The sequence below is a fragment of the Ruminococcus flavefaciens MA2007 genome, from assembly GCF_000621845.1.
Classification (GTDB): Bacteria; Bacillota; Clostridia; order Oscillospirales; family Ruminococcaceae; genus Ruminococcus; species Ruminococcus flavefaciens_E.
Map to the genome: position 1 here is coordinate 127,659 of NZ_JHXF01000006.1, position 22,608 is coordinate 150,266.

13 protein-coding genes are annotated in these 22,608 nt (G+C 48.7%); 9 read left to right on the forward strand and 4 right to left on the reverse strand.

Annotated features, from left to right (window positions below):
- The first annotated feature begins 14 nt into the window (after window positions 1–14).
- The 3 genes from T497_RS0102390 to T497_RS0102400 all read left to right on the forward strand — a co-directional run bounded on the left by T497_RS0102390 (window position 15) and on the right by T497_RS0102400 (window position 4,268).
- The gene (locus T497_RS0102390; protein WP_196243004.1) at window positions 15–2,372 is read left to right on the forward strand and encodes an ATP-dependent Clp protease ATP-binding subunit; all 2,358 of its coding nucleotides are present in this window, start codon (window positions 15–17) and stop codon (window positions 2,370–2,372) included.
- On the forward strand, window positions 2,362–3,078 hold the full coding sequence (locus tag T497_RS0102395; RefSeq protein WP_028514248.1) for a hypothetical protein: 717 nt from the start codon (window positions 2,362–2,364) through the stop codon (window positions 3,076–3,078). The genes T497_RS0102390 and T497_RS0102395 overlap by 11 nt, the downstream gene beginning before the upstream one ends.
- Window positions 3,079–3,140: 62 nt before the next feature.
- Window positions 3,141–4,268: a DUF4317 domain-containing protein gene (locus tag T497_RS0102400; RefSeq protein ID WP_028514249.1), complete on the forward strand. Its 1,128-nt coding sequence runs from the start codon at window positions 3,141–3,143 to the stop codon at window positions 4,266–4,268.
- 113 nt (window positions 4,269–4,381) lie between these two features.
- Here T497_RS0102400 and T497_RS0102405 read toward each other — a convergent pair whose 3' ends face one another.
- Window positions 4,382–4,795: a bis(5'-nucleosyl)-tetraphosphatase gene (locus T497_RS0102405; RefSeq protein WP_028514250.1), complete on the reverse strand. Its 414-nt coding sequence runs from the start codon at window positions 4,793–4,795 to the stop codon at window positions 4,382–4,384.
- A 249-nt stretch (window positions 4,796–5,044) separates the two neighbouring features.
- Here T497_RS0102405 and T497_RS0102410 point away from each other — a divergent pair, with 249 nt between their 5' ends.
- Window positions 5,045–6,589, forward strand: coding sequence for a DUF3794 and LysM peptidoglycan-binding domain-containing protein (locus T497_RS0102410; protein WP_028514251.1), 1,545 nt, complete (start codon window positions 5,045–5,047; stop codon window positions 6,587–6,589).
- Window positions 6,590–6,712: 123 nt separating this feature from the next.
- Window positions 6,713–8,188, forward strand: a complete 1,476-nt coding sequence (gene spoIVA / locus T497_RS0102415) for a stage IV sporulation protein A (protein ID WP_028514252.1) — start codon at window positions 6,713–6,715, stop codon at window positions 8,186–8,188.
- A gap of 349 nt (window positions 8,189–8,537) precedes the next feature.
- On the opposite strand, the gene T497_RS0102420 is transcribed toward spoIVA, so the two are convergent.
- Window positions 8,538–12,446: an endo-1,4-beta-xylanase gene (locus T497_RS0102420; protein ID WP_028514253.1), complete on the reverse strand. Its 3,909-nt coding sequence runs from the start codon at window positions 12,444–12,446 to the stop codon at window positions 8,538–8,540.
- A gap of 510 nt (window positions 12,447–12,956) precedes the next feature.
- Here T497_RS0102420 and yicI point away from each other — a divergent pair.
- Together yicI and T497_RS0102430 are read left to right on the forward strand one after the other, a co-directional pair.
- Window positions 12,957–15,263 carry an alpha-xylosidase gene (yicI, locus tag T497_RS0102425; protein WP_028514254.1) on the forward strand — a complete coding sequence of 769 codons (2,307 nt, stop codon included), beginning with the start codon at window positions 12,957–12,959 and terminating at the stop codon, window positions 15,261–15,263.
- A 91-nt stretch (window positions 15,264–15,354) separates the two neighbouring features.
- Window positions 15,355–16,536 (forward strand): CPBP family intramembrane glutamic endopeptidase, encoded by a 1,182-nt coding sequence (locus T497_RS0102430; RefSeq protein WP_028514255.1) that lies wholly within the window; start codon window positions 15,355–15,357, stop codon window positions 16,534–16,536.
- A 147-nt stretch (window positions 16,537–16,683) separates the two neighbouring features.
- On the opposite strand, the gene T497_RS17240 is transcribed toward T497_RS0102430, so the two are convergent.
- The gene (locus T497_RS17240) at window positions 16,684–17,682 is read right to left on the reverse strand and encodes a CPBP family intramembrane glutamic endopeptidase (RefSeq protein ID WP_028514256.1); all 999 of its coding nucleotides are present in this window, start codon (window positions 17,680–17,682) and stop codon (window positions 16,684–16,686) included.
- Between the two features lie 37 nt (window positions 17,683–17,719).
- Window positions 17,720–18,706 (reverse strand): CPBP family intramembrane glutamic endopeptidase, encoded by a 987-nt coding sequence (locus tag T497_RS17245; RefSeq protein WP_051530465.1) that lies wholly within the window; start codon window positions 18,704–18,706, stop codon window positions 17,720–17,722.
- A gap of 269 nt (window positions 18,707–18,975) precedes the next feature.
- Between T497_RS17245 and T497_RS0102445 the strand changes: the two genes are divergently transcribed.
- Both T497_RS0102445 and T497_RS0102450 read left to right on the forward strand, forming a co-directional pair.
- Window positions 18,976–20,703, forward strand: coding sequence for an ABC transporter ATP-binding protein (locus tag T497_RS0102445; protein ID WP_028514257.1), 1,728 nt, complete (start codon window positions 18,976–18,978; stop codon window positions 20,701–20,703).
- Window positions 20,703–22,595 (forward strand): ABC transporter ATP-binding protein, encoded by a 1,893-nt coding sequence (locus T497_RS0102450; protein ID WP_028514258.1) that lies wholly within the window; start codon window positions 20,703–20,705, stop codon window positions 22,593–22,595. Before T497_RS0102445 ends, T497_RS0102450 begins: the two co-directional genes overlap by 1 nt.
- Window positions 22,596–22,608 lie beyond the last annotated feature (13 nt).

The following is a 22,608-nucleotide window of genomic DNA, read 5'->3' on the forward strand; positions in this document are numbered from 1 at the left end:
GGAGGAACTGCCTGATGATAATGTGCAGTAAATGCAAAAAAAGGCCTGCGGTGGTGTTCATCACCTCTGTTCAGGGAAGCGAAAAGAAAAACGAGGGACTCTGCCTCTCATGTGCAAGATCGCAGAATATCCCTCAGATAAAGGAATACATGGATAAGCTGGGTATAACCGACGAGGAGCTGGATCAGCTCTCAGACCAGATGATGGGTATGCTGGACGGCGACAGCTTTGAAATGGGCGGTTCAGGCGTACTTCCTGATTTTATCACTAATATGTTCGGGGGAAATGACGGAGACAGCTCAGGTGACGACGCAAGCAAGGGCGGATTTGATCCGAGAAGCTTTTTCGGCAGTCCGCGCGGCAGTTCAGATGATGATAAGTCATCGGGCAGCAAGGACAAAAAGAGCAGTATCTTCGGAAAAAAGGACAAAAAGCCAAAGGAACCCAAGTTCCTCGGAAGCTACTGCACCAATCTTTCTCAGAAAGCCGCTGACGGCAAGCTGGACGCTATCATCGGCAGAGATGACGAGATAGCAAGAGTTATCCAGATACTTTCAAGACGTACAAAGAACAATCCATGTCTTATCGGTGAACCCGGTGTAGGTAAGACAGCTATCGCAGAGGGCATAGCTCTGCGCATAAACGAGGGCAATGTGCCCTTCAACCTTGCGGATAAGAAGATATACCTCCTTGACCTTACCGCTCTTGTTGCGGGAACTCAGTTCCGCGGACAGTTCGAGAGCCGTGTAAAGGGACTCGTTGACGAGGTAAAGCGCGAGGGCAATATCATACTCTTCATCGACGAGGTTCATAATCTCGTGGGTGCAGGAGACTCCGAGGGCTCGATGAACGCCGCAAATATCCTGAAGCCTGCCCTTTCAAGAGGCGAGGTACAGGTCATAGGCGCTACTACCTTCGGCGAATACCGCAAGTATATCGAAAAGGACTCAGCGCTGGAGCGCCGTTTCCAGCCCGTTACCGTAAACGAGCCAACTATCGAGGACACAGTGAATGTCCTTGTAGGAATCAAGAAATACTATGAGGAATTCCACAGAGTTCATATCTCCGACTATCTGGTAAGGGTATGCGCTGTACTCTCAGAGAGATACATCACAGACCGTTTCCTGCCCGATAAGGCTATAGACCTGCTGGACGAGAGCTGTGCATACGCTTCTATACGCTCACCCGAGATAGGCGAGTATGAGAAGTTCAAAAAGGAAATAAAGGTAATGGAGGATATGGAAACGTCCATATCCGAGCAGGAGGAGATAGACTATCAGGCTCTTGCCGAGATAAAGGGCAAGCTCATTCACGCCCGTGAAAAAGAGGCGGAGCTGAAAGAAAAGGCTGACAATGTAAATGTCGAGGAATCCGACGTTACCAAGGTCATCGAGCGCTGGACGGGTATCCCTGCAAGCAAGATAGCCGAGAACGAGTTCCTGAAGATAGCAAGACTTGAGGAGTCCCTCAAAAAGCGCGTTATCGGTCAGGATGAGGCTGTAGGCGTACTCACAAAGGCTATCAAGCGCACAAGAGTACAGCTCAGCAAGCGCCGCAGACCTGCATCGTTCATATTCGTAGGACCTACAGGCGTGGGTAAGACAGAGCTGGTAAAGGTACTCTCAGAGGAGCTTTTCGATTCACCCGATCCGCTTATCAGACTTGACATGACCGAGTATATGGAGAAGCACTCCGTTGCACGTATGATAGGCTCGCCTCCCGGCTATGTAGGCTATGAGGAGGCAGGACAGCTCACCGAAAAGGTGCGCCGCAAGCCATACTCCGTAATACTCTTCGACGAGATAGAAAAGGCTCACCCCGACGTTATGAATATCCTTATGCAGATACTTGACGAGGGCAAGGTGGACGACGCCCACGGAAGAGCCGTAAACTTTGCAAATACCATAATCTGTATGACATCTAATGCAGGTTCTACAGACAAGAGCATAGGTGTGGGCTTCAACCGTACCGCCAACGATATAACCAAGGATAAGGCTATGAAGGGACTCCGCGATTTCCTGCGTCCCGAGTTCATCAGCCGTATCGACGAGATAGTTGTATTCAAGGACCTCACCAAGGAGGACTATGCTAAGATAGCTGCCCTCAACCTTGACGAGATGAAGGAGCCTCTTGCAGAGAAGGACATCACTCTCAGCTATTCAGACGCTGCTCTGGAGCTCATTGCCGAGAAGTCCTTCGGAAAGCCCTACGGCGCAAGAGATATCCGTCGTGTTATCCGTCAGGAAATTGAGGATAAGGTAGCCGATATCATCATCGAAAAGGCTTCCGAGATAGGAAAGATAGAGATATCTGCCAAGGACGGCGAGCTTGTCGTTAAGGGCAGAAAGGAGAAAGCAAAAAATGAAGCATAAGTTTACTGCGGCTGTTATGGCTGCTGCTATGGCTGCCGCAGGTCTTACGGGCTGTATGGAGAAAAAGCAGCCCTTTTCCTCGAATAAAAGCACAGAAACTGCCGTGACTACTTCAGCCGCAGGGAATGACTCTACGCCCAATGGCGAGTTCGTCTCCGAGAGCATTGAGCTCATAAAGCTGAAATATGCGGACGTTCCGGACCTTACAAGCGGTCCTGAGTTTAAAATAAGCGATACCTACGCAAAGCCGGGCGAGATCGCCAAGGTGACTGTATCGGTAAATGGTGCTAAGGACAAATGGAATACTTGCGGTATTCATGTTACCTATCCTGAGGTATTGGAATGCCAATTGGAAAATGCAGAAAATAATAGTATAAAGTATGAGCTTGGCGATGCTGTTGCCGGTAATTCAGCTTTTATTGCTATGGACTGGCGTGAGAATCTCGACGAGGAGCTTGTCAGAGAGCATCAGTGTTCCTTCTTTTTTACGACTGTATTTATGGATACTAAGGGCGGAGATGGAGATATAGCTACATTTTTCATTAAAGTTCCTGATGATGCCAAGATAGGTACGGTGTATAAATTGGGATTTTATTATAAGTCTGATGAGAATGCATCTGATATGTTCCGCGACCTTGAGGTAGACCTTGCATTTGAGAAATACGCCTTTACTCATATGACAGGCGGTACTATCACTGTTAGATGATAATACACAAGGAGCTGTGATGTTAGTCACAGCTCCATTTTACACAGGAAAGGGAAAACACAATGAATAAAAAAGAAACAGCAGAAATAAAGAAGAATTTTTCCGATAAGAGCGGCTTTTTCATTATGGAGCGCGTTCTCACAGCATTTATCGACGCAGAGAAGAACCTCCGCTACCATAATGTCAGCTCATGTCTCACCATGCCTGTTGAGGAGCACGACGTATACGACGAGACGCTGAAAAAGGTCCTCAACACCAATGTGGGCAAGGCTTTTGTGGAGTACGAGTTCCCGAACGAGGCTTACGATGAGGGACAGCCGCAGAATATCCTCTATACACTTCTCACTTCCGAGCTGAAAGACGAGACCGCCTGTGAGGACTTCCTCAACCATATCGCAAATAATATCGCGTATACAGGACCTTTTGCTGTAATTACAGCTTACTGTACATACACTATCCGCAAAAAGGACAAGAACGACGAGTTCGCAGAGGGCGAGGACGAGATGTACCGTTATATCCTCACGGCTATCTGTCCCGTAAATACAAGCAAGGACGGCTTTGTGTTCGACAGCGTGGGCAATGAGATAACCAAAAAGGTCAACACCGAGCTCATTATCAGCAAGGCACCGTCGGACGGCTTCCTTTACCCTGTATTCAGCAACAGGAGCTCCGATATCAACCACGTTATGTACTACACCAAGAATATCAAGTCGCCTAATGTTTCCGTTGTTGAGAACGTTCTCGGCTGTACCTTTGTTATGTCTGCCGAGAGCGAGAAGAACAGCTTCCAGAGCATACTCAAGAACGTCGTAGGCGATGACCTTGACTATATGCTCATCAAGACCGTAAACGAGAAGATTCAGGAGGTCGTTGAGGACAACAAGGAGGACACCGACAGAGTCGTTATCGACAATGCAAGGCTCAAGGATATCCTCGTTGATGTGGGACTTCCCGAGGAGCGCGTGAACATGGTTGAGCCCGTATACGAAAAGGTCTGCGGCAATGCGCCTCTCACGGCGGCTAATCTTGTTGAGACCAAGACCGTGCTGACTTCTCCGGGCATAACCGTAAATATCAAGCCCTCCGCGGCTGATAAGGTCCGCACCAGCGTAGTCGAGGGCAGAAGATGTCTCCTTATCGACATTGACGATCCCACTATCGAGATAAACGGACTGCCTGTTACGCTTTAATGCGCAAATACAAAGGCAGTCAATGACCGCCGTTTCTGCTTACTAACGGGCGCACACTGTGCGCCCCTACTAATCACTAATAACTAAAAAAGGAGACCGTAAGGTCTCCTTTTTTAATGATTCTCTTTGATAGCGGTCTTTGCCTTGGCAACGATAGTCCTGTCGTTTTCATAGGACAGGATATTGCCTGCGTAGGATATGTCCACCCAGCGTATCTCGGCTATTTCGCCTGCCTGCGGTGTAAAATCCACGTTTTTTGCCTTTGCAAGAAAATATACGACAACCTTGACGGTGTCTTTTTTCGGTGAATAGGTCACAGTTTCTCTGAATGTCGGATCAATTATCACGTCGATAGACGTTTCTTCCATTATCTCACGACGAGCAGTCTCGACCTCGGTCTCGCCCTTTTCAACGTGTCCCTTTGGGAAGGACCAGTGACCGCTGTTGATATGCTTTATCAGCAGAATTTCCGTATTGCCGTGGTATTTCCTGTAGACAATCGCGCCGCATGATTTCTCGTGAAGCATATATTATCCTTTCTTGCCCCATATTTCGGGCAGAATAAAAGCAGGCTAAGCTCTGCTTTTGTATTGTTGATACTATTATATCATATTTTTTATAATAAAGCAACTCTATAGAAAGATTTTTTGTGATTTTTATCAATTTTGCACAATCAGGGAGCTTTAGCCCTTTTTTCAAAAATAAAAATGCAGGAATACTTGTACTTGCCCGTGAATATATATTACACAAAGCAAAACTTCAAGGAGGTCGACCTTATGGAATTAAAACTCAACAGAGAGACCGTTCCTGCGGCGGAAACTATATACGACGGCGTACAGGAGCAGGCTCTCGAAATGGATTACATTCTTCCCGATTACTGCCCTGACATTTTCAGGCTTATCCGCTGTGACACCACTCCCGTTATCACCGACTGGTCGATAAGCGGTGACAGGCTCACCTATGAGCTGATGTGCGATATACATATACTCTACTGCGGCGAGGAGGGCTCGGCGGTGCAGTCCGTTGACCAGCACAGGAGCTTTACGCGGACGGTGGAGCTTGGCAGGACGGCGGATTCCGCCGAGGTAAGGCTTGTACCCAAGACCGACCATGTGAACTACCGCGCCGTGAATAAGCGCAGGCTCGACCTGCGTGGAGCAGTCTCCGTTAAGATAAACGTGACGGGACAGCAGGAGCAGGAGGTCATATCCGACGCATTCGGCATGAATATCCAGCTGAAAAAGGCTCCCGTAAAGTTTGCGGCGCAGAGGATAAACGCCGTGAAAAACGTCCGTATTGAGGAGGACATGGAGCTCACACCTGCACAGCCCGATATATCCAGTGTACTGAGCTGTCGGTGCAGGGCAGGGGACTGCGAGATAAAGCTTATCTCGGGAAAGCTCCTTGCCAAGGGCGAGGTGCAGACGGAGCTTCTTTACTCGGGCAGCGAGGGCGCTGTGGAGCATATGAGCTTTTCTCTAAGCTACAGCCAGATAATCGACGTGGAGGGTATCGACGACAGCTTTGAGTGCGCAGTTATGCCCGAGGTGGTCAGCTGCAATGTTACGGCGGCTGCGGACGGCGACGGCAATAACAGGATACTCCGCTGTGAGACCGAGATAAGACTGGGCTGCCGTGCGGTAAAGACTGCTACTGCCATGATAGCTGAGGACGCCTTTTCAACAGTCTACCCATGCAATGTTGAAATGTCGGAGATAAAAGCCGAGCAGATACCCTTGGTATACGACGAGAGCTTCCGCCACAGTGCAAGGCTTGCGGAGGGCGACGCTGTGCCCCAGACTATCTATGCCATGTGGAGCGAGCCCAAGAACATCAATACCCGTATCGGCGACGACGGGCGCTCCGTAGTCATCAGCGGTATGCTGTCCTATTCAATGGCGGCTAAGGATAACGCAGGCATGGTGGTCATGCCTGACCGTGACGAAGCTTTTGAGGAAACTATCGGACTTCCCGATGATATCAGCGGCGCCTATGTCTCGGCAGAGGTCAGCGTAAAGGAGACCGCCTATGATATCTCCGCAGAGGGAATCCTCAACGCAAGGGCTGATATTGCCGTGAAGCTGTCAGTGTACAGCTCGGACAGCATAAAGGCAGTGACAAATATCGTTATTGATGACTCCGCCAAAAAGGAGCGCGACGGCGATTACGCTATCAAGCTGTATTTCGGTATCGAGAATGAGAACGTCTGGGATATCGCCAAGCGCTACAGCACCAGCGTTGAGGCTATCATGGAGGAGAACGAGCTCAGCGGCGAGCGCCTTGAAAACGGCGGAATGCTGCTTATCCCTATAGTATCTTAAAGATTAGAGCTAAGAATTAAGAACTAAGAGCTAAGAATTATAGAATTAGAACTAAGAAATATCAGTTTACATATCTTAGTTCTTAGATCTTAGGTCTTAGTTCTGATAAAAAAGGAGTAATTTATGACTAAAGATATATACACCAATATCGCCCAGCGCACGGGCGGCGATATCTACATAGGCGTGGTGGGACCTGTGCGCACGGGCAAATCCACCTTTATCAAGCGTTTTATGGAGTCCCTTGTGATACCCAATATCGCCAGCGAGTTCAAGCGCGAACGGGCTATCGACGAGCTGCCACAGTCTGCCGCAGGCAAGACTATTATGACTACCGAGCCAAAGTTTATCCCCGAGGAGGCAGTCCGCATAGACCTTGGCGACGGAGCGGCATTCAATGTCCGTATGATAGACTGCGTGGGCTACATCGTCCCGAGCTCCCTTGGCTATATCGAGAACGAACAGCCGCGAATGGTGATGACATCGTGGTTCGACGAGGAGATACCCTTCAATATGGCGGCTGAGATAGGCACGCAGAAGGTCATTACGGAGCACTCCACAATAGGGCTTGTCATCACCACTGACGGTACGGTCACGGATATCCCCCGTGAGGAGTACGCCGAGTGCGAGGAGCGCGTTATCCGCGAGCTTAGGGAGCTGGGCAAGCCATTCGTTGTCATACTCAACACCGTCGATCCAAGCTCTCCCGAGGCAAGAGCGCTTGCGGAGCAGCTCACGGAGCGCTATGACGCAAAGGTCATCCCCGTGAACTGCCTTGACCTTACAGAGGAGGATATCCGCGGAATAATGCGGGAGATACTCTTCTCGTTCCCCATAAAGGAGATAAATATCCGTACCGCTCGCTGGATAAACACCCTTGACAAGGGGCACTGGCTGAAAAGTGAGATACTGGACTGCATACGAAATGCCGCCAAGGATATACGGCTGGTCCGCGAAGCTGAGGAGGCTGCCGCGGCAATGGGGGAGTGTCCCAACGTGGTAAAGGCGGAGATAACCTCCATAGACTTGGGAAAGGGCTCGGTGACTATCACCGCGGAGCTGGACAACAGCCTGTTCTACAAGATTCTCGGGGAAACCACGGGTATCGAGATAGAGAGCGAAAGCGACCTCATGCCCCTGCTGTCGGAGCTCAACGAGATACGCCGCAAGTACAAGCGCATAGAGCCTGCCCTTGCCGAGGTGGAAGCCACGGGCTACGGTATCGTAATGCCCGAGCTTGAGGAAATGTCCCTTGAGGAGCCGAAAATTATCCGTCAGGGCGGCAAATATGGGGTAAAGCTGAAAGCCTCCGCGCCGTCCATACACCTGATGAAAGCCAACATCAATACCACTATCAGTCCTATCGTCGGTACGGAGCGCCAGTCCGAGGAGCTGGTGATGTATCTGCTGGACGGCTTTGACGACGATCCCAAGAAGATATGGGAAAGCAACATTTTCGGGAAGTCTCTCCACGAGCTGGTCAACGAGGGGCTTCACAGCAAGCTTTTCAAAATGCCTGTGGACGCGCGAATGAAGCTTCAGGAGACTCTTGAACGTGTGATAAACGAGGGCTGCTCCGGGCTTATTTGCTTTATACTATGAAAAAAGGAGACCTTTGGTCTCCTTTTTTCAGCCGTTAGCTTGTAGGGGAGCCCGCCCACGGGCTCCCGAGAGTTATGATGAAATTACGTTGTCCCATTGTAGGGGACGGCGTCCTCGACGTCCCGTTGGTGCAAATGACACATTGTAGGGGCTGCCTTTGGCAGTCCGCATTGTTCATAGCTGTAGGGACGACGTCTCATTTTTCATATAGCAACAAGAAAGCCGTGCTGCCTAAGCACGGCTTTCCTGTTCTGATTTGTCCCTTACAATAAAGTTTTGGAATTATATCAATCTGTGCGGCGCATTTGTGCAGAAGCACCGCACAGATCAACATCGAAAAGAATTATGATTATGAGAACTTCCAGTAATCAAATTCGCAGTCGCCGCTGAATACCATGTAGATATCCTTAACGCCTGATACGTTGTTCTCTGCAGCTGCGAGTTCGTTCTCGCTGCCGTTGAGCTCGCCGTAACCGATGCAAGTACCTGTAGCAGAACCTACACAGAACTTAACTACTGCGTTGCCGCTGCCCTTGACTGTGATAGAAGATACGCCATTGCTGAGGTCAACGCCGCTGACCTTGATCCAATCGCCCTTCTTAGCCTTGACAGTTGTGTTGCCAACGCCGCTTATGCTTATGTTCTTGGACTGGTTAGACATTGTCTCAGCCTGTACAGTCTCGTATGCGTTGAGGTTCTCGATCTGGCTTACACCCTTCTGTGAACCGTTACATGTGATCTTTCCGTTGCTTAAAGTTGCCTTATCGATACAGGGTGATCTGTAGTTAAGACCCTTGCCGCCGTTAACGCCCATACGCATTTCAAGCTGACGTGAGTGATAAAGTACATAGTAGCTGCCCTTGAATTCGATAATTGAGTGGTGGTTGTTACCGCCGTTATCAAGTCTCTGTGTACCTGTGTTCTTGAATACAACGCCCTGGTACTGGTATCCGCTGAGAGGATTTGTTGATGTCATGTAACCGATATCAGCATTGCTGAAGGAATTACCGTTTACACTTGTACCACCTGGAACATTCCAGTTGTGGCAGAATGAATAATACCATGTGTTGCCGATCTTGATCATGCTTGAGTCCTCAAAGAGGTAAGGTGTACCGGGATCGATAGGTGTACCTGAGATAGAGATCATGTCAGAGCCGAGCTTAGCGATACGTCCCTGCTTTGTCTGAGCAGCCTGTCCGCTTGGAACACCGCCGCCGTATGCGATGATACCTGTGTCTGTATTAGGATCATAGTAAACGCCTGGATCGAAGAGCCATGTTACGTTACTGTTAGGTGTATTTCTTGAAATGATTTCGTGTCCGAGAGGATCCTTTACATTCTTTGTGAATGTCGGGTCATCAGCTGTGATAACGCCGATACCTGAACCATTGTTTGCGAAGTAAAGGAAGAACTTGTCCTGACCGTTGATCTTCTTCCATGCAGCATCAGGAGCCCAAGCGTTGTTAGCCCATTTTGCAATAGGTGTGCCGTTTACTCTTGTCTTTGCAACTGGGATCTGACCGTGGTCTGTCCAGTTTACGAGGTCTGCTGATGATAAGCAGTTGATATAGCCTGAAGAATAATCGTTTTCAATCATCTGGTTGTTCTTGTATGCAAACTGATCGGCTGTTGTATAAACATAAAGTCTGCCGTCATATACGAGCCAGCCGGGGTCTGCGCCGAAACGCTGAGTGTAAAGCGGATTGTTCTCGCTTTCCTTCTTGAAGCTTTCTGCCAGTGAAAGACCGCTGAACTTGCCCTCATACTTTGAAGGATCAAGTGTTTCAACTGCCGGCTTGTTTACAGGGAATTCGCTGATCTTGCCGATAACGAAATTCTGAAGGAGAACGAGGTCAGCCATTTCAAAAGCTGTGCTCTGGTCTACGTCTGCTGCCTTCTGAACCTTTGAATCGTTGAATCCGCCAGCGATGAGGCCCTTTCTTGCTGCAACGAGGTCGAAAGAGTTGATAACGCCGTCAAAGTTGATGTCGCCCTGACGAACTGTATTGGATGTAGGTGTGTCAGGATTTGTATTCTGACCGCTGCTTGGGAGCTCAGGCTGTCCTGCGCCCGGGAGCTTTGTGCCGCCGTCAGCACCGATAGCCTCGTCAACGAAGAAGCTTACAGTGTTGTTCTCGTCTGTAGTTTCAACATAGATCTGCATATCAGAAGCGCCTGATGGGATAGTATAGCTTGTATTTGCAAGCTGTACCCACTCGCCCTTAGGAGCTGTACCTGTAGCGATCTCTGAATACTTTGTTTCAGAACCGTCTGAATACTGGAGAGTGAACTTGAACTCTGTTGTAGAGTCACCCTCCTGAGTCATAGCGTTTACAGAGAAGCTGTAAGACTTGCCTGGCTCGAATACGCTTGAATCAAGTGAATATGAAGCACCGTTCCATGAAGCCTCACGGCCTGAGCAGTAGAGTGACTTGCTGCCTGCATACTTAGCAGAGCTGCTTGTATCAACTGAAGCTGAACCTCTGCCGTTCCAGCTGTCTGTGCTGCCCTCGAATGTGCTGTGGAACCAGTAGCCGTTAGAGTCCTTCTCCGGCGGAGGTGGTGGAGTATATGTGCCGCCGCCGTTAGCTCTTGGACCTGTGTATGGGATACCTGTTGTCCACTGGCTGTCGGAAACGAGGCTTGTTATAGCGTTGTAAGCTTCCTTAGGCTGGTTGCTTCCGTTGTACAGGAGAGGAGCGTTGCTTCTGCCGCTTGACTTATCTGTACCGACCCATGAGTTGTTGTCGTTTGGTCCCCAGACCTGAACGAGTGATACGAAAGGTCCGTTTGGATGGTTTTTATTCCAGTCCATAGCGTGCTTGAAGATAGCCTTGTACTTGTTAGCCTGGTCTGCCATTGAGTACTTGCCGCCCTCAGTTGAGAGGTCGAGCTCTGTTACCTGAACATCGAGACCGAGGTTGAGGTACTTATCCATAGCAGCGAGGTAAGAGTTTGTATCGCCCCATGCGTTGCTTGCAGCACAGTTGAGGTGAGACTGCATACCCATACCGTCGATGAGTCCCTTAGCCTTGAGAGGCTTGAGGATAGTATTGATGATACAGTTCTGCTTGTCGTTAGCGAACTCGTTATAGTCGTTGTAGAAGAGCTGACAGCCATCGGGAGCGTACTTTCTTGCATATGTGAAAGCCTTCTCAACGAAGCTGTTGCCGCCGTAAACCATTGCCCACTTTGAGCTTCCGTTTCCGTTTGAAGGTCTTACGCCGCCCTGGTTAGCAGTACCGTCGTTGATTACCTCGTTACAAACGTCGTATGCAAAGAGGTTGAGCTGAGGATACTGCGACTTGTAAGCTGCAAACATATTCTTGATGTAGCTTTCCATACGCTGATCCATGGTTGAAGAATTTACCCATGAACCGTTGTTGTTGAAGTTTGTCTTGAAGAACCAGTCAGGAGTCTGGCTGTGCCATACGAGAGTATGACCTCTGAATGCGATGTTGTTCTTTGAAGCAAAGTCACAGATAGCAGCGCAGCGGCTGAGAGAAACCTTAACGTTTGTATCTGTTGAGCCGTTCTGAACGATAGTAGCATCAGGCTTTGTCTCGTTCTCGCACTCGATAGCGTTGTGATCCTTCAGGATAATACCTGTGATACCGCTGTTTTTTACAGTACCGCCGTTGAGGATATTACCTACGCGGAAATATGCGCCGAATTCGTCCTTGAGTCCCTTGCCAGCAGGAGCAGCGTGTGCCTCATTAGCTGCCTTGTCGCCTGTGATAAGGAAATCATCGAAATAGAAGTCGTCAGTAGAATCTGTATAGATCCTGAGCTTGTACTCGTAGCTTGCCTCGGAAGCTGTGTCAGTACCCTTGAGCTCGGTCCACTCGCCTGCCTTTACCTTCTTGGAATCCAGTTCAACAGTTCTTTCTTCGCCTGTTTTATCGTCGATAGTAAGAAGTGTGAAGTGGAACTTCTGAGCGGTCTCACTGTATACCTTAACACTGTAGGTGTACTTATCGCCGCCGAAGAGGTAAAGTCCCTTTGAAGAGGCTACACCGTCCTCCTTGTTGAGACGGCCTGTGATCTTCATGCCTCGTGAAGAATCAACGCCGCCTCCGACCTCTGCGATAAGGTCAGTGTAATCAGCTTCATTGTACCAGCCTTCGTAGCTGCACTCGAAATCATTTGCAACGATCTCTGCAGCATAAGTGTGCATCACTACGTCAGGCATTACGGACAATACCCCTGAAAGGCAGCTTGCAGCCGTCAGGCTTGCAACCAGTTTTTTTACTTTCATTTACATTCTCCTCCTCATTAATAATGTATATTTTCGTTCAACGTCATGATATATTTTATATCATTTTATGCTGTTACTCCCATTGTACCCTAATATATTAAAGATTGCAACCTAAAAAATAACGATTAGGTGTACAAAACGCAGGAAATGCCCAAAAATTGCGCACTTTCTTAAAATTGCGGTAAACAAGTTACTATTTTTAGCATAAAACCACAACTGCCTGAAATTTGTATTATTTTGCATAATATGTTATAATAAATGCACACTAAGACATAACAACTTTTGTGGAGAATTGCGGATATTCCCTGTATTTCCGCAAATTTAAGGCTATTGTCAAAAATGACGATTTATAGCATAAACAGTCATATCCGCACTGGAAAATATAATTTTCGAATTACCATTTGTAGAAAAACGAACAGGTGGATTTTTTGAATATAAAAACTGATTTCCATTGAAATTGAACGAAAAAAATGTTATGATTAGTACAACATCAACAAAGGAGCTGAGAGAATGAAGATATCCGACGGATACTGGCTCAGTAAGACGGGCTACAATGTCCACTGGGCGGTGCAGATTTACGACACGGAAGCCGATGAGGGCTCCATAACGGTCTATGCTTCGTCCCAGTTTATCGCAAACAGAGGCATGACGCTGGGCGGTCCTGTTTTTACGGTCAGGTTCACATCTACTCTCGAAAACAGCATAAAGGTCACTATAGAGCATTTCAGCGGCGAAAGAAAGAGCAGCCCTGCCTTCGCTCTCAACGAGGACAAGGGCTTCAAGCCCGTGATAAAGAAGCACCGCAGTGGCTGGGAGCTTATCTCGGGCAAAACATCAGTGCGTATCGGCAAAAGCAAAAAGGAGTGGGACATCTCCTACCATTACGGGGACAGGCTCCTCACTAAGTCGGGCTGGCGCACCACCTCTATCATCGAGGAGGAGCGGTGGCACAGAAAAGCCCGTGAGTCCGCAGAGGCTGACCGCCGTTTCTTCGATAAGTGGGACAACGGCGGCAATACCTATATCCGCGAAATGCTCAACCTTGCAGTAGGGGAGTACATCTACGGCTTCGGCGAAAAGTTCACCTCATTTGTGAAAAACGGGCAGACCGTTGAGGTCTGGAACAACGACGGCGGCACCTGCACCGAGCAGAGCTACAAGTCCGTTCCGTTCTTTGTTTCGTCGCGCAATTACGGCGTTTTTGTCAATCACCCCGAGCGCGTCAGCTTCGAGGTAGGCAGCGAGACTGTGTCGAAAACAGCCTTTTCGGTACAGGGCGAGCGCCTTGAATACTTCCTCTTCGGCGGCGAGTCTATAGCGGAGGTCATCGAGCGGTACACCGCCCTCACAGGCAGACCTGCTCTGCCGCCCCCGTGGTCATTCGGACTGTGGCTGTCCACGTCGTTCACCACGGAATATGACGAAAAGACAGTCAGCTTCTTCATTGACGAGATGAAGCAGAGAAATATCCCACTTGACGTTTTCCATTTCGACTGCTTCTGGATGAAGGAATTCCAGTGGTGCGGCTTTGAATGGGACGACAGGAAATTCGCCGAGCCCAAGGCAATGATAGAGCGTCTGAAAGCCAAGGGCGTAAGGATATGCGTTTGGATAAACCCTTATATCGGACAGCGTTCACCTGCGTTCAGGGAGTGCCTTGACAGGGGCTATCTGCTGAAAAATAAGGACGGCTCGGTGTTCCAGTGCGATATGTGGCAGCCGGGCATGGGCATAATCGACTTCACAAATCCCAAGGCGCGAAGCTGGTTCGCGGATAAGATACAGCACCTTGCAAAAATGGGCGTGGACGCCATAAAAACCGACTTCGGCGAGCGTATCCCCACAGATGTGAAGTATTTTGACGGCTCCGATCCCTATAAAATGCACAATTACTACGCCTATATCTACAATAAGACGGTTTTTGAGGCTCTTAAAGCTGCCAACGGCAGTGCTTGTCTCTTTGCCCGTGCGGCAACGGCAGGCTGTCAGCAGTTCCCCGTACACTGGGGCGGAGACTGCTTCTCCTCATATGAATCAATGGGAGAGACTCTCCGCGGCGGACTGTCCCTGTGTATGTCGGGCTTCGGCTTTTTCTCCCACGATATCAGCGGTTTTGAAGCGACGGGAACTCCCGACCTGTACAAGCACTGGACGGCATTCGGACTTATGTCCACTCATTCGCGCTATCACGGCAACTCTTCCTACCGCGTACCGTGGCATTTCGACGAGGAGAGCTGCGAGGTTGCAAAGCATTTCGTGGAGCTCAAGGGCAGGCTCATGCCCTATATCTGGGCAAATGCAGTAAAGGCTCACCTTACGGGAGTCCCCGTGATGAGGGCTATGGCTGTGGACTTCGGCTATGACCGCAGCGCCCTTACCGTGGATACTCAGTATATGCTGGGAGACTCTCTCCTTGTGGCTCCTGTTTTCAGCGAGGACGGCGAATGCAGCTTCTATCTGCCCACAGGCGGCTCATGGACGGATATACAGACAGGGGAGAGCCTTGCAGGCGGAAGCTGGTACACGAAAAAGTACGATTACTTTGGGCTGCCCCTCTATGCAAAGCCCAATTCCGTCATAGTTTTCGGCAGATTCAGAGATACTGCGGACTACGACTACGCCGACGGCATGAAGATAGTTATATATGGCATCGAGGACGGCTGCACCGCAGAGACTGTGGTATACGGCAGAAACGGCGCTGCTGAAGCGAAAATAAAGGCTGTACGCAGCGGAAAACAGATAAAACTTTCCGTTACGGGCACGGATAAGTCCTATACCGCCGAAAGTGCTCAGGGCTTGGCTATTTTGTCCGTCTGATGAAATATTGTGCTTTTCTCTTTACTTTCGGGCAGTTTTGTGGTAAAATAATAGGAAAGTATACTCGGAAAGGCAGGGATAACAGACCTTTATGAACGAAACACAGGGCTACAGTGCGGAATATGCCGCGCTCAACCATGAAATATATAACCTCACCAAGCAGCTTGAAGCAAAGGAGCGGGAGTTCAGGGAGTCCACAAAGACGGACAGCTACGATCCCTTTGATAATCCTACGGAATTCCGCTGGTACAGGGACGACTACTCGGAGATACTGCCGTGGATAACTATGCCCGAGTTTTCAGTGCCTTTCGAGCCTGCAAAGGTGGAAAAGAACACTATCAGGAAGTTCTACAACATCGGCGGCTTTACGGCGCTGTTCCAGTTTCTCGGCTCAAATGTGCTGGCGACTCTGCTGATACTGCTGATGACCGCTATTCTAAGCGGTATGAACACGGGCGTTTCCTCGGGAGCTATCTCACATTACATGACCAAGGGCGCTATATTTGTTGCGATAAATATGCTCACTTTTCTCACAGCAAATGTGGGCTTCGGCTTTATCGGACTGAAATGGGCGAAAATAAAGCCCTCGTCACTTATAAAGACTCGGGATTATCACTTCTCGGACGCGGTCATGCACTGTCTCGCAGGACTGTTCATATGGGTGACTGCAGCTTATATTTCCACAGGTATCGAGGACATCGTTTCGCAGTACGGCTTCACGACTGAGGTCATGGACGACGATTACGGCAAAACGGGGCTCGGATTTGCGATACTGACCATTTACACCTGTATTATCGCGCCTGTCACCGAGGAATTTTTCTTCCGCGGCGCACTTATGAAGATATTCTCGAAATCCAATCAGCGCTTCGGTATCGTGGCTTCGGCAGTTTTCTTCGGACTTGCCCACGGAAATCTTCCGCAGTTCATGCTTGCTTTTCTCATCGGCGTATTCATGGGACATATCGACATGAAGCACAACTCCATAGTGCCGTCGGTAGTGGTGCATATCTTCATAAACACTATGGTGTCTGTGATATCTGCATTCAATGAAAACGAAGTGGTAATGGGAATGCTTTCGCTTCTGATAATCGCATTCGGCATAATCGGCTTTGTAATGCTGCTGATGTTCAGAAAGGGCTGCAAGCTGCCTGTTTCAACACCTGCCCAGTCCAGACGCGGCATCGCCATTGCGAAGACATCGGTGGGAATAATAATTGCATTTTCGGCACAGCTGATATATCTTGTGCTGCTTATATTGACTACAAAGGAGTAAGAATTTTTAGTTATTAGTGGTTAGTGATTAGAAAAAACAGGCGTGATCTTATCACGCCTGTTTTTAGCTTAACGATTAAAATTGTAGGGGCTGATGTCTACATCAGCCCGATAAAAATTGCGGGGCGATGTGGGCATCGCCCCCTACTTATTCATTGACCACTTCACTGACCGCTGCTTCTGACTGCTGAGCGGCTGATTTTTTGGATATGCCGTAAACTACGGCTGCCGTAGCAATAAGCAGGACTATAGTTGTGAGGATACTGCCCTCGATGCCGAATTCTCCGCCTGTGAATAACACGGAGGAGTTATTTGCAGTTGTACGGAATACTGACGGATTGGCGCCTGTTCCGCTTACGCTTATACCGTAGAAATTGCCCTGTGTGAAGTTCCATATTGAGTGTATCGCGCATACTCCCCAGATATTCTCGGATAATATCATGTAAAAAGCCGCAAATACGCCGAAAAGTACAACATTCAGGAATGGCAGGAATCCAAAGCCTGTGTTGCATGAGTGAGCAATACCAAAGGCTAAGGAGCTTATACCTACGGCAACAAGGGTATGCTTGCCGCTTCCGCCTATAGTTGTCATGAAATAACCGCGGAAAATGAATTCCTCGCTCATTCCCTGTATGACGAATCCGAAGAAATACAGGGCTATGAGCCCTGCATTTATAGTTCCGCTGAACTTTATGCTGTTTATGCCGAGTAATACGCTGAGAAGTGAGATAGTGGTCATAAGTATCATGCCGACTATAAGTCCTAAGATGTAATTGGGCAGGAGCTTTGCCTTTTTTACGCCCATGGAGCTTACAGGTCTCGCTTCGACAAAGCGGCAGTATATCAGCGAGCAGATAGTGCCGAATATGGTGGAATAAAGGGCAGACAGCATTACCGCAGGTCTTGCGGCTGTGCTTTGGTATATGTATATCGCACTGTTGATTTTTTTGTTCCCCGAGCTGTTAAGCGTATCTAAGTCAATAAATTCTTTGAGCGTTGTTTTGGCGCTTACTGCTGACGGGATAAAGGATTCAACAGCCAATATTATCATAAATACTATCACAAAGCTTATAAGTATGAAGATGAGCTCTCTTGAAGTATTGATATCTGATGCCTCTTCAAACATTTTGGGTCTGTATTTTAGCATATTGAATAACTCCGTTAATTACTGAGAGCACTGATAACTATTCGCTGACCACTGCTTCCGCGGGCTGAGCTGCGGCTTTTTTGGATATGCCGTAAACTACGGCTGCCGTAGCAATAAGCAGGACTATAGTTGTGAGGATACTGCCCTCGATACCGAACTTACCTCCAGTGAGGAATGAAGATGAGCTCTTTGCTGTAGTGCGGAAAATCGACGTAGTATCGCCTGTTCCGCTGACGCTGATACCGTAGAAATTGCCCTGCATGAAGTTCCATATGGAGTGTATAGCGCATACTCCCCAGATATTGTCGAATAATATCATATAAAGAGCAGCAAATGCTCCGAAAAGAGCGATATTGAAGAACGGAAGAGGTCCGAAGCCGGGATTTGTTGCGTGTGCAAGTGAAAATGCAACGGAGCTTATAACCACAGCCACAAGAGTATGCTTGCCGCTTCCGCCTATTGTCGTCATGAAATAGCCGCGGAAGATGAATTCCTCGCTCATTCCCTGTATGATGTATCCGATGAAATAAAGGACTATAAATCCGATATTGATGTTGTCTGAGAGCTTGACGGTGTGGATTCCGAATAATGCTCCGAGAAGCACAGCGGCGGTCATAAGAACGAGACCGATAGCGACTCCTGGGAGATAATTCTGGAAGAACTTAGCCTTTTTTACGCCCATGGAGCTTACTTTTCTTACCTCGATACAGCGGCAGTATATCAGCGAGCAGATAGTGCCGAGCACTGTTGAATACATGGTAGGTATCATTACTGCAGGCTTTGAGGCTACCTTTGTAGCTAATTCCATGGTAGCAGACGGATCAAGCAGTGAGGAAGTATCTTCAAGGTCGGACTTTGCAATTTCCTCAAGCAGGGGCTTGACGCTCACGACTGCGGGGATTATAGATTCGAGAATGGCTATAATGATAAAAACTGCTATAAAAATAAGGATAATTATGAAGATATTCTTTGAAGCGTGGGATTTTGAGGCTTCGTCGAACATCTTAGGTCTGTAATTCAGCATTTTGAACACCTCCGTTATTAATTTTACTATAGTAACTTATTGTTGTCAAGTGCCTGATCTTTAATTTGGGATGGAGAATGAAGGCTCCTGTTTCACGTGAGTATTGAGCGGACTCGTTTCGGATAAAGTGCAGGCTCGGCGTATGAAAAACAACTAAAAAAATTGTCGGAAATACCGTTATTTTCGCTGTCTTCTCATTTGACACGGCAGGGCAGAGATGATATAATTGAAGTTGGATTATTTTTAAAGGAAAGAAAGGGGTAATGCCGATGTATAAAACAGTTTTGTCACACGTCGGAAAGTACAAGAAACAGGCAATATTATGCCCTGTGACCATTATCGGAGAGGTCGCTATGGAGGTACTTATACCTGCGGTCATGGCTCTGATAATCGACAACGGTATCAAAAAGGGAGATATCGGCTATGTTGCGAAAATGGGCGGACTTATGGTGCTTATGTCCGTATTTTCCCTTTGCTTCGGAGCTCTTGCGGCGCGTTTCAGCGCAGTTGCGGCTATGGGCTTTGCGAAGAATCTCAGAAGCGCACTTTTCCGCAGAGTACAGGACTTTTCCTTTGCAAATGTGGATAAGTTCTCAACGGCTTCGCTGACAACGAGACTTACAACAGACGTTACAAATGTACAGAACGCATTCATGATGTTCATACGAATGGCTTTCCGTTCACCCATAATGCTGGTCTGCGCCACTATTATGGCGGTAAAGCAGAACGCAAAGCTCTCCATAGTGTTCCTGTTTGCCATACCTGTTCTTGGCGCGTCGATAATATTCATAATCTCAAAGGCACATCCGCGCTTTGAGAAAATGCTCAAGCAGTACGACGCCATGAACGGCAAGGTGCAGGAAAACCTCGTAGGTATCCGCGTAGTAAAGGCTTTTGCCCGTGAGGAATACGAGAAGAAGCGCTTCGAGGAGAACACCGAGGCAGTCCGCAAGGCTCAGTTTGCCGCTGAAAAGCTGGTCATCATGGGTATGCCTATCATGCAGCTGGTAATGTACATCAGCATTGCGGCTATCCTCTATTTCGGAGGAAATATGGCTGTAAACCACGATATCGCTACAGGTCAGCTTTCAAGCTTCATCTCCTATGTAACACAGATACTTATGTCGCTTATGATGCTTTCGATGCTCTTTATCATGTTCGTGGTTTCGAGAGCTTCCATACAGCGTATCCATGAAGTGCTGGTTGAAGAGCCTGCCATAAAGGACAATGACGATTCCGAGGTATCCGCAAATGACGGCTCTATAATCTTCGAGGACGTAAGCTTCAGCTACTATGACGATATGAACAACCTCGCCCTCGACAACATAAATCTCAGCATCGAGTCAGGCGAGACTATCGGTATCATCGGCGGTACGGGCTCGTCAAAGACCTCGCTGGTACAGCTTATCCCACGTCTTTACGACGCAACGGCAGGAAGAGTTCTTGTAGGCGGACGAGACGTAAAGAGCTATCCGCTGAAAACTCTCCGTGACCAGGTAGCTATGGTTTTGCAGAAGAACGTGCTCTTTTCGGGAACTATCAGGGATAATCTCCGCTGGGGCGACGAAAACGCCACAGACGAGGAGATGATAAAGGCTTGCAAATCAGCCTGCGCTCACGACTTTATCATGAGCTTCCCCGACGGCTACGATACCGACCTGGGACAGGGCGGCGTAAACGTATCGGGCGGTCAGAAGCAGAGACTCTGTATCGCAAGAGCTCTTCTGAAAAAGCCTAAGATAATCATTCTCGACGACTCTACAAGCGCTGTCGATACGGCTACGGACAGCAGTATCCGCAAGGCTTTCCGCGAAAATCTTGCCGATACCACCACAATTATCATCGCTCAGCGTATCTCCTCTGTTATGGACGCTGACCGCATTATAGTAATGGACGGCGGAAAGATAACAGATGTGGGCACACATGACGAGCTCATGGTGAAAAGTGAGATATACCGTGAGGTATACGACTCACAGCAGAAAGGAGCTGATGAATAATGCCGCCTAAAGGATCGCAGAGACCAATGGCTAAGCCGCAGGATACCTTCGGTACGCTGAAGCGCATATTCAGCTATATGCACGGCTTCAGGATACAGTTCATATTCGTGGTCATAGCTATTCTTATCAGCTCGGGAGCAGGCATCGCAGGAAACTACCTGCTGAAGCCCATAATCGACAACATCGAGGACGCCCTTAAAACAGGGGACTGGAAGTACGGAAAATTCATCGGCATACTCATGACAATGGTCATCATATACGCCTGCGGTGCGCTGTCATCGTTCCTGTATATGCGCCTGATGATGAAGATATCCACCACTACACTCATGCGTATAAGAAACGACCTTTTCTGCAAAATGGAAATGCTTCCTATACGCTTCTTTGACAAGCACACCCACGGCGAGCTCATGAGCCTTTACACCAACGATACCGACGCTATCCGCGAAATGCTCAGCAACAGTATCTCACAGTTCATAAGCTCCGCTATAACCATAATCGGCGTGTTCATCGCCATGGTCATCTACAGCTGGAGACTCACTATCCTTGTGGTAGTTATGCTGTTCATAATATTCAGAGTTATCGGCTTTGTAGGCTCAAGGAGCGGCAAGGGCTTCATCGCTCAGCAGAGAGCTCTCGGCAGTGTAAACGGCTACATCGAGGAAATGATAGACGGACAGAAGGTCGTCAAGGTCTTCTGCCACGAGGACAAGGCAAACGAGGAGTTCGACGCTCTCAACGAGGAGCTTTGCAAAGCGGCTACCCACGCTAATACCTTTGCAAACATTCTCATGCCTATTATGAACAACCTGTCCTATATCCACTATGCCGCTACGGCTATTGCAGGCGGTATCATGGCGGTAAAGGGCATAGGCGGCATGACCGTAGGTACTGTGGTATCATATTTGCAATTCACACGTTCATTCTCTCACCCCATAACAACTGTTTCTCAGCAGTTCAACTCAGTTCTCACTGCTCTTGCAGGTGCCGAGCGTATCTTCAAGGTCATTGACGAGGAGCCCGAGTCCGACGAGGGCTATGTAACTCTTGTAAATGCGGAGATATCACGCAATGGCAAGATAAAGGAGACCGACAAGCGCACAGGCCGCTGGGCATGGAGACACCCACACAAGGCTGACGGCACCGTTACCTATACGGAAGTCCGCGGCAATGTGGAGTTCGACGACGTTGTATTCGGCTATGAGCCAAACAAGACTGTTCTCAACGGCATTTCGCTCTATGCACATTCGGGACAGAAGGTAGCCTTTGTAGGCTCCACAGGTGCGGGAAAGACCACTATCATCAATCTTATCAACCGATTCTACGATGTTCCCGAGGGCAAGATACGCTACGACGGCATAAACATCAACAAGATAAAGAAGGACGACCTGCGCCGTTCACAGTCCATAGTATTGCAGGATACCCACCTGTTTACAGGTACGGTTATGGACAATATCCGCTACGGTAAACTGGACGCTACCGACGAGGAGGTCTACGCAGCAGCTAAGCTTGCCAACGCAGACAGCTTCATCAGGCACCTTGAAAACGGCTATGACACCATGCTCACCGCCGACGGTGCAAATCTCTCGCAGGGACAGAGACAGCTCCTTGCAATTGCAAGAGCGGCAGTGGCAGATCCGCCCGTGCTCATTCTCGACGAGGCTACAAGCTCTATCGATACCCGTACAGAGGCTCTTATTGAAAAGGGTATGGACTCCCTTATGGAGGGCAGAACGGTATTCGTTATCGCTCACAGACTGTCCACGGTACGCAATTCACACGCTATCATGGTTCTGGAGCACGGCAGGATAATCGAGCGCGGAAACCACAACGAGCTCATTGCTCAGCACGGAAAGTACTATCAGCTCTACACGGGAATGTTTGAGCTGTCCTGATGATATACGAAGG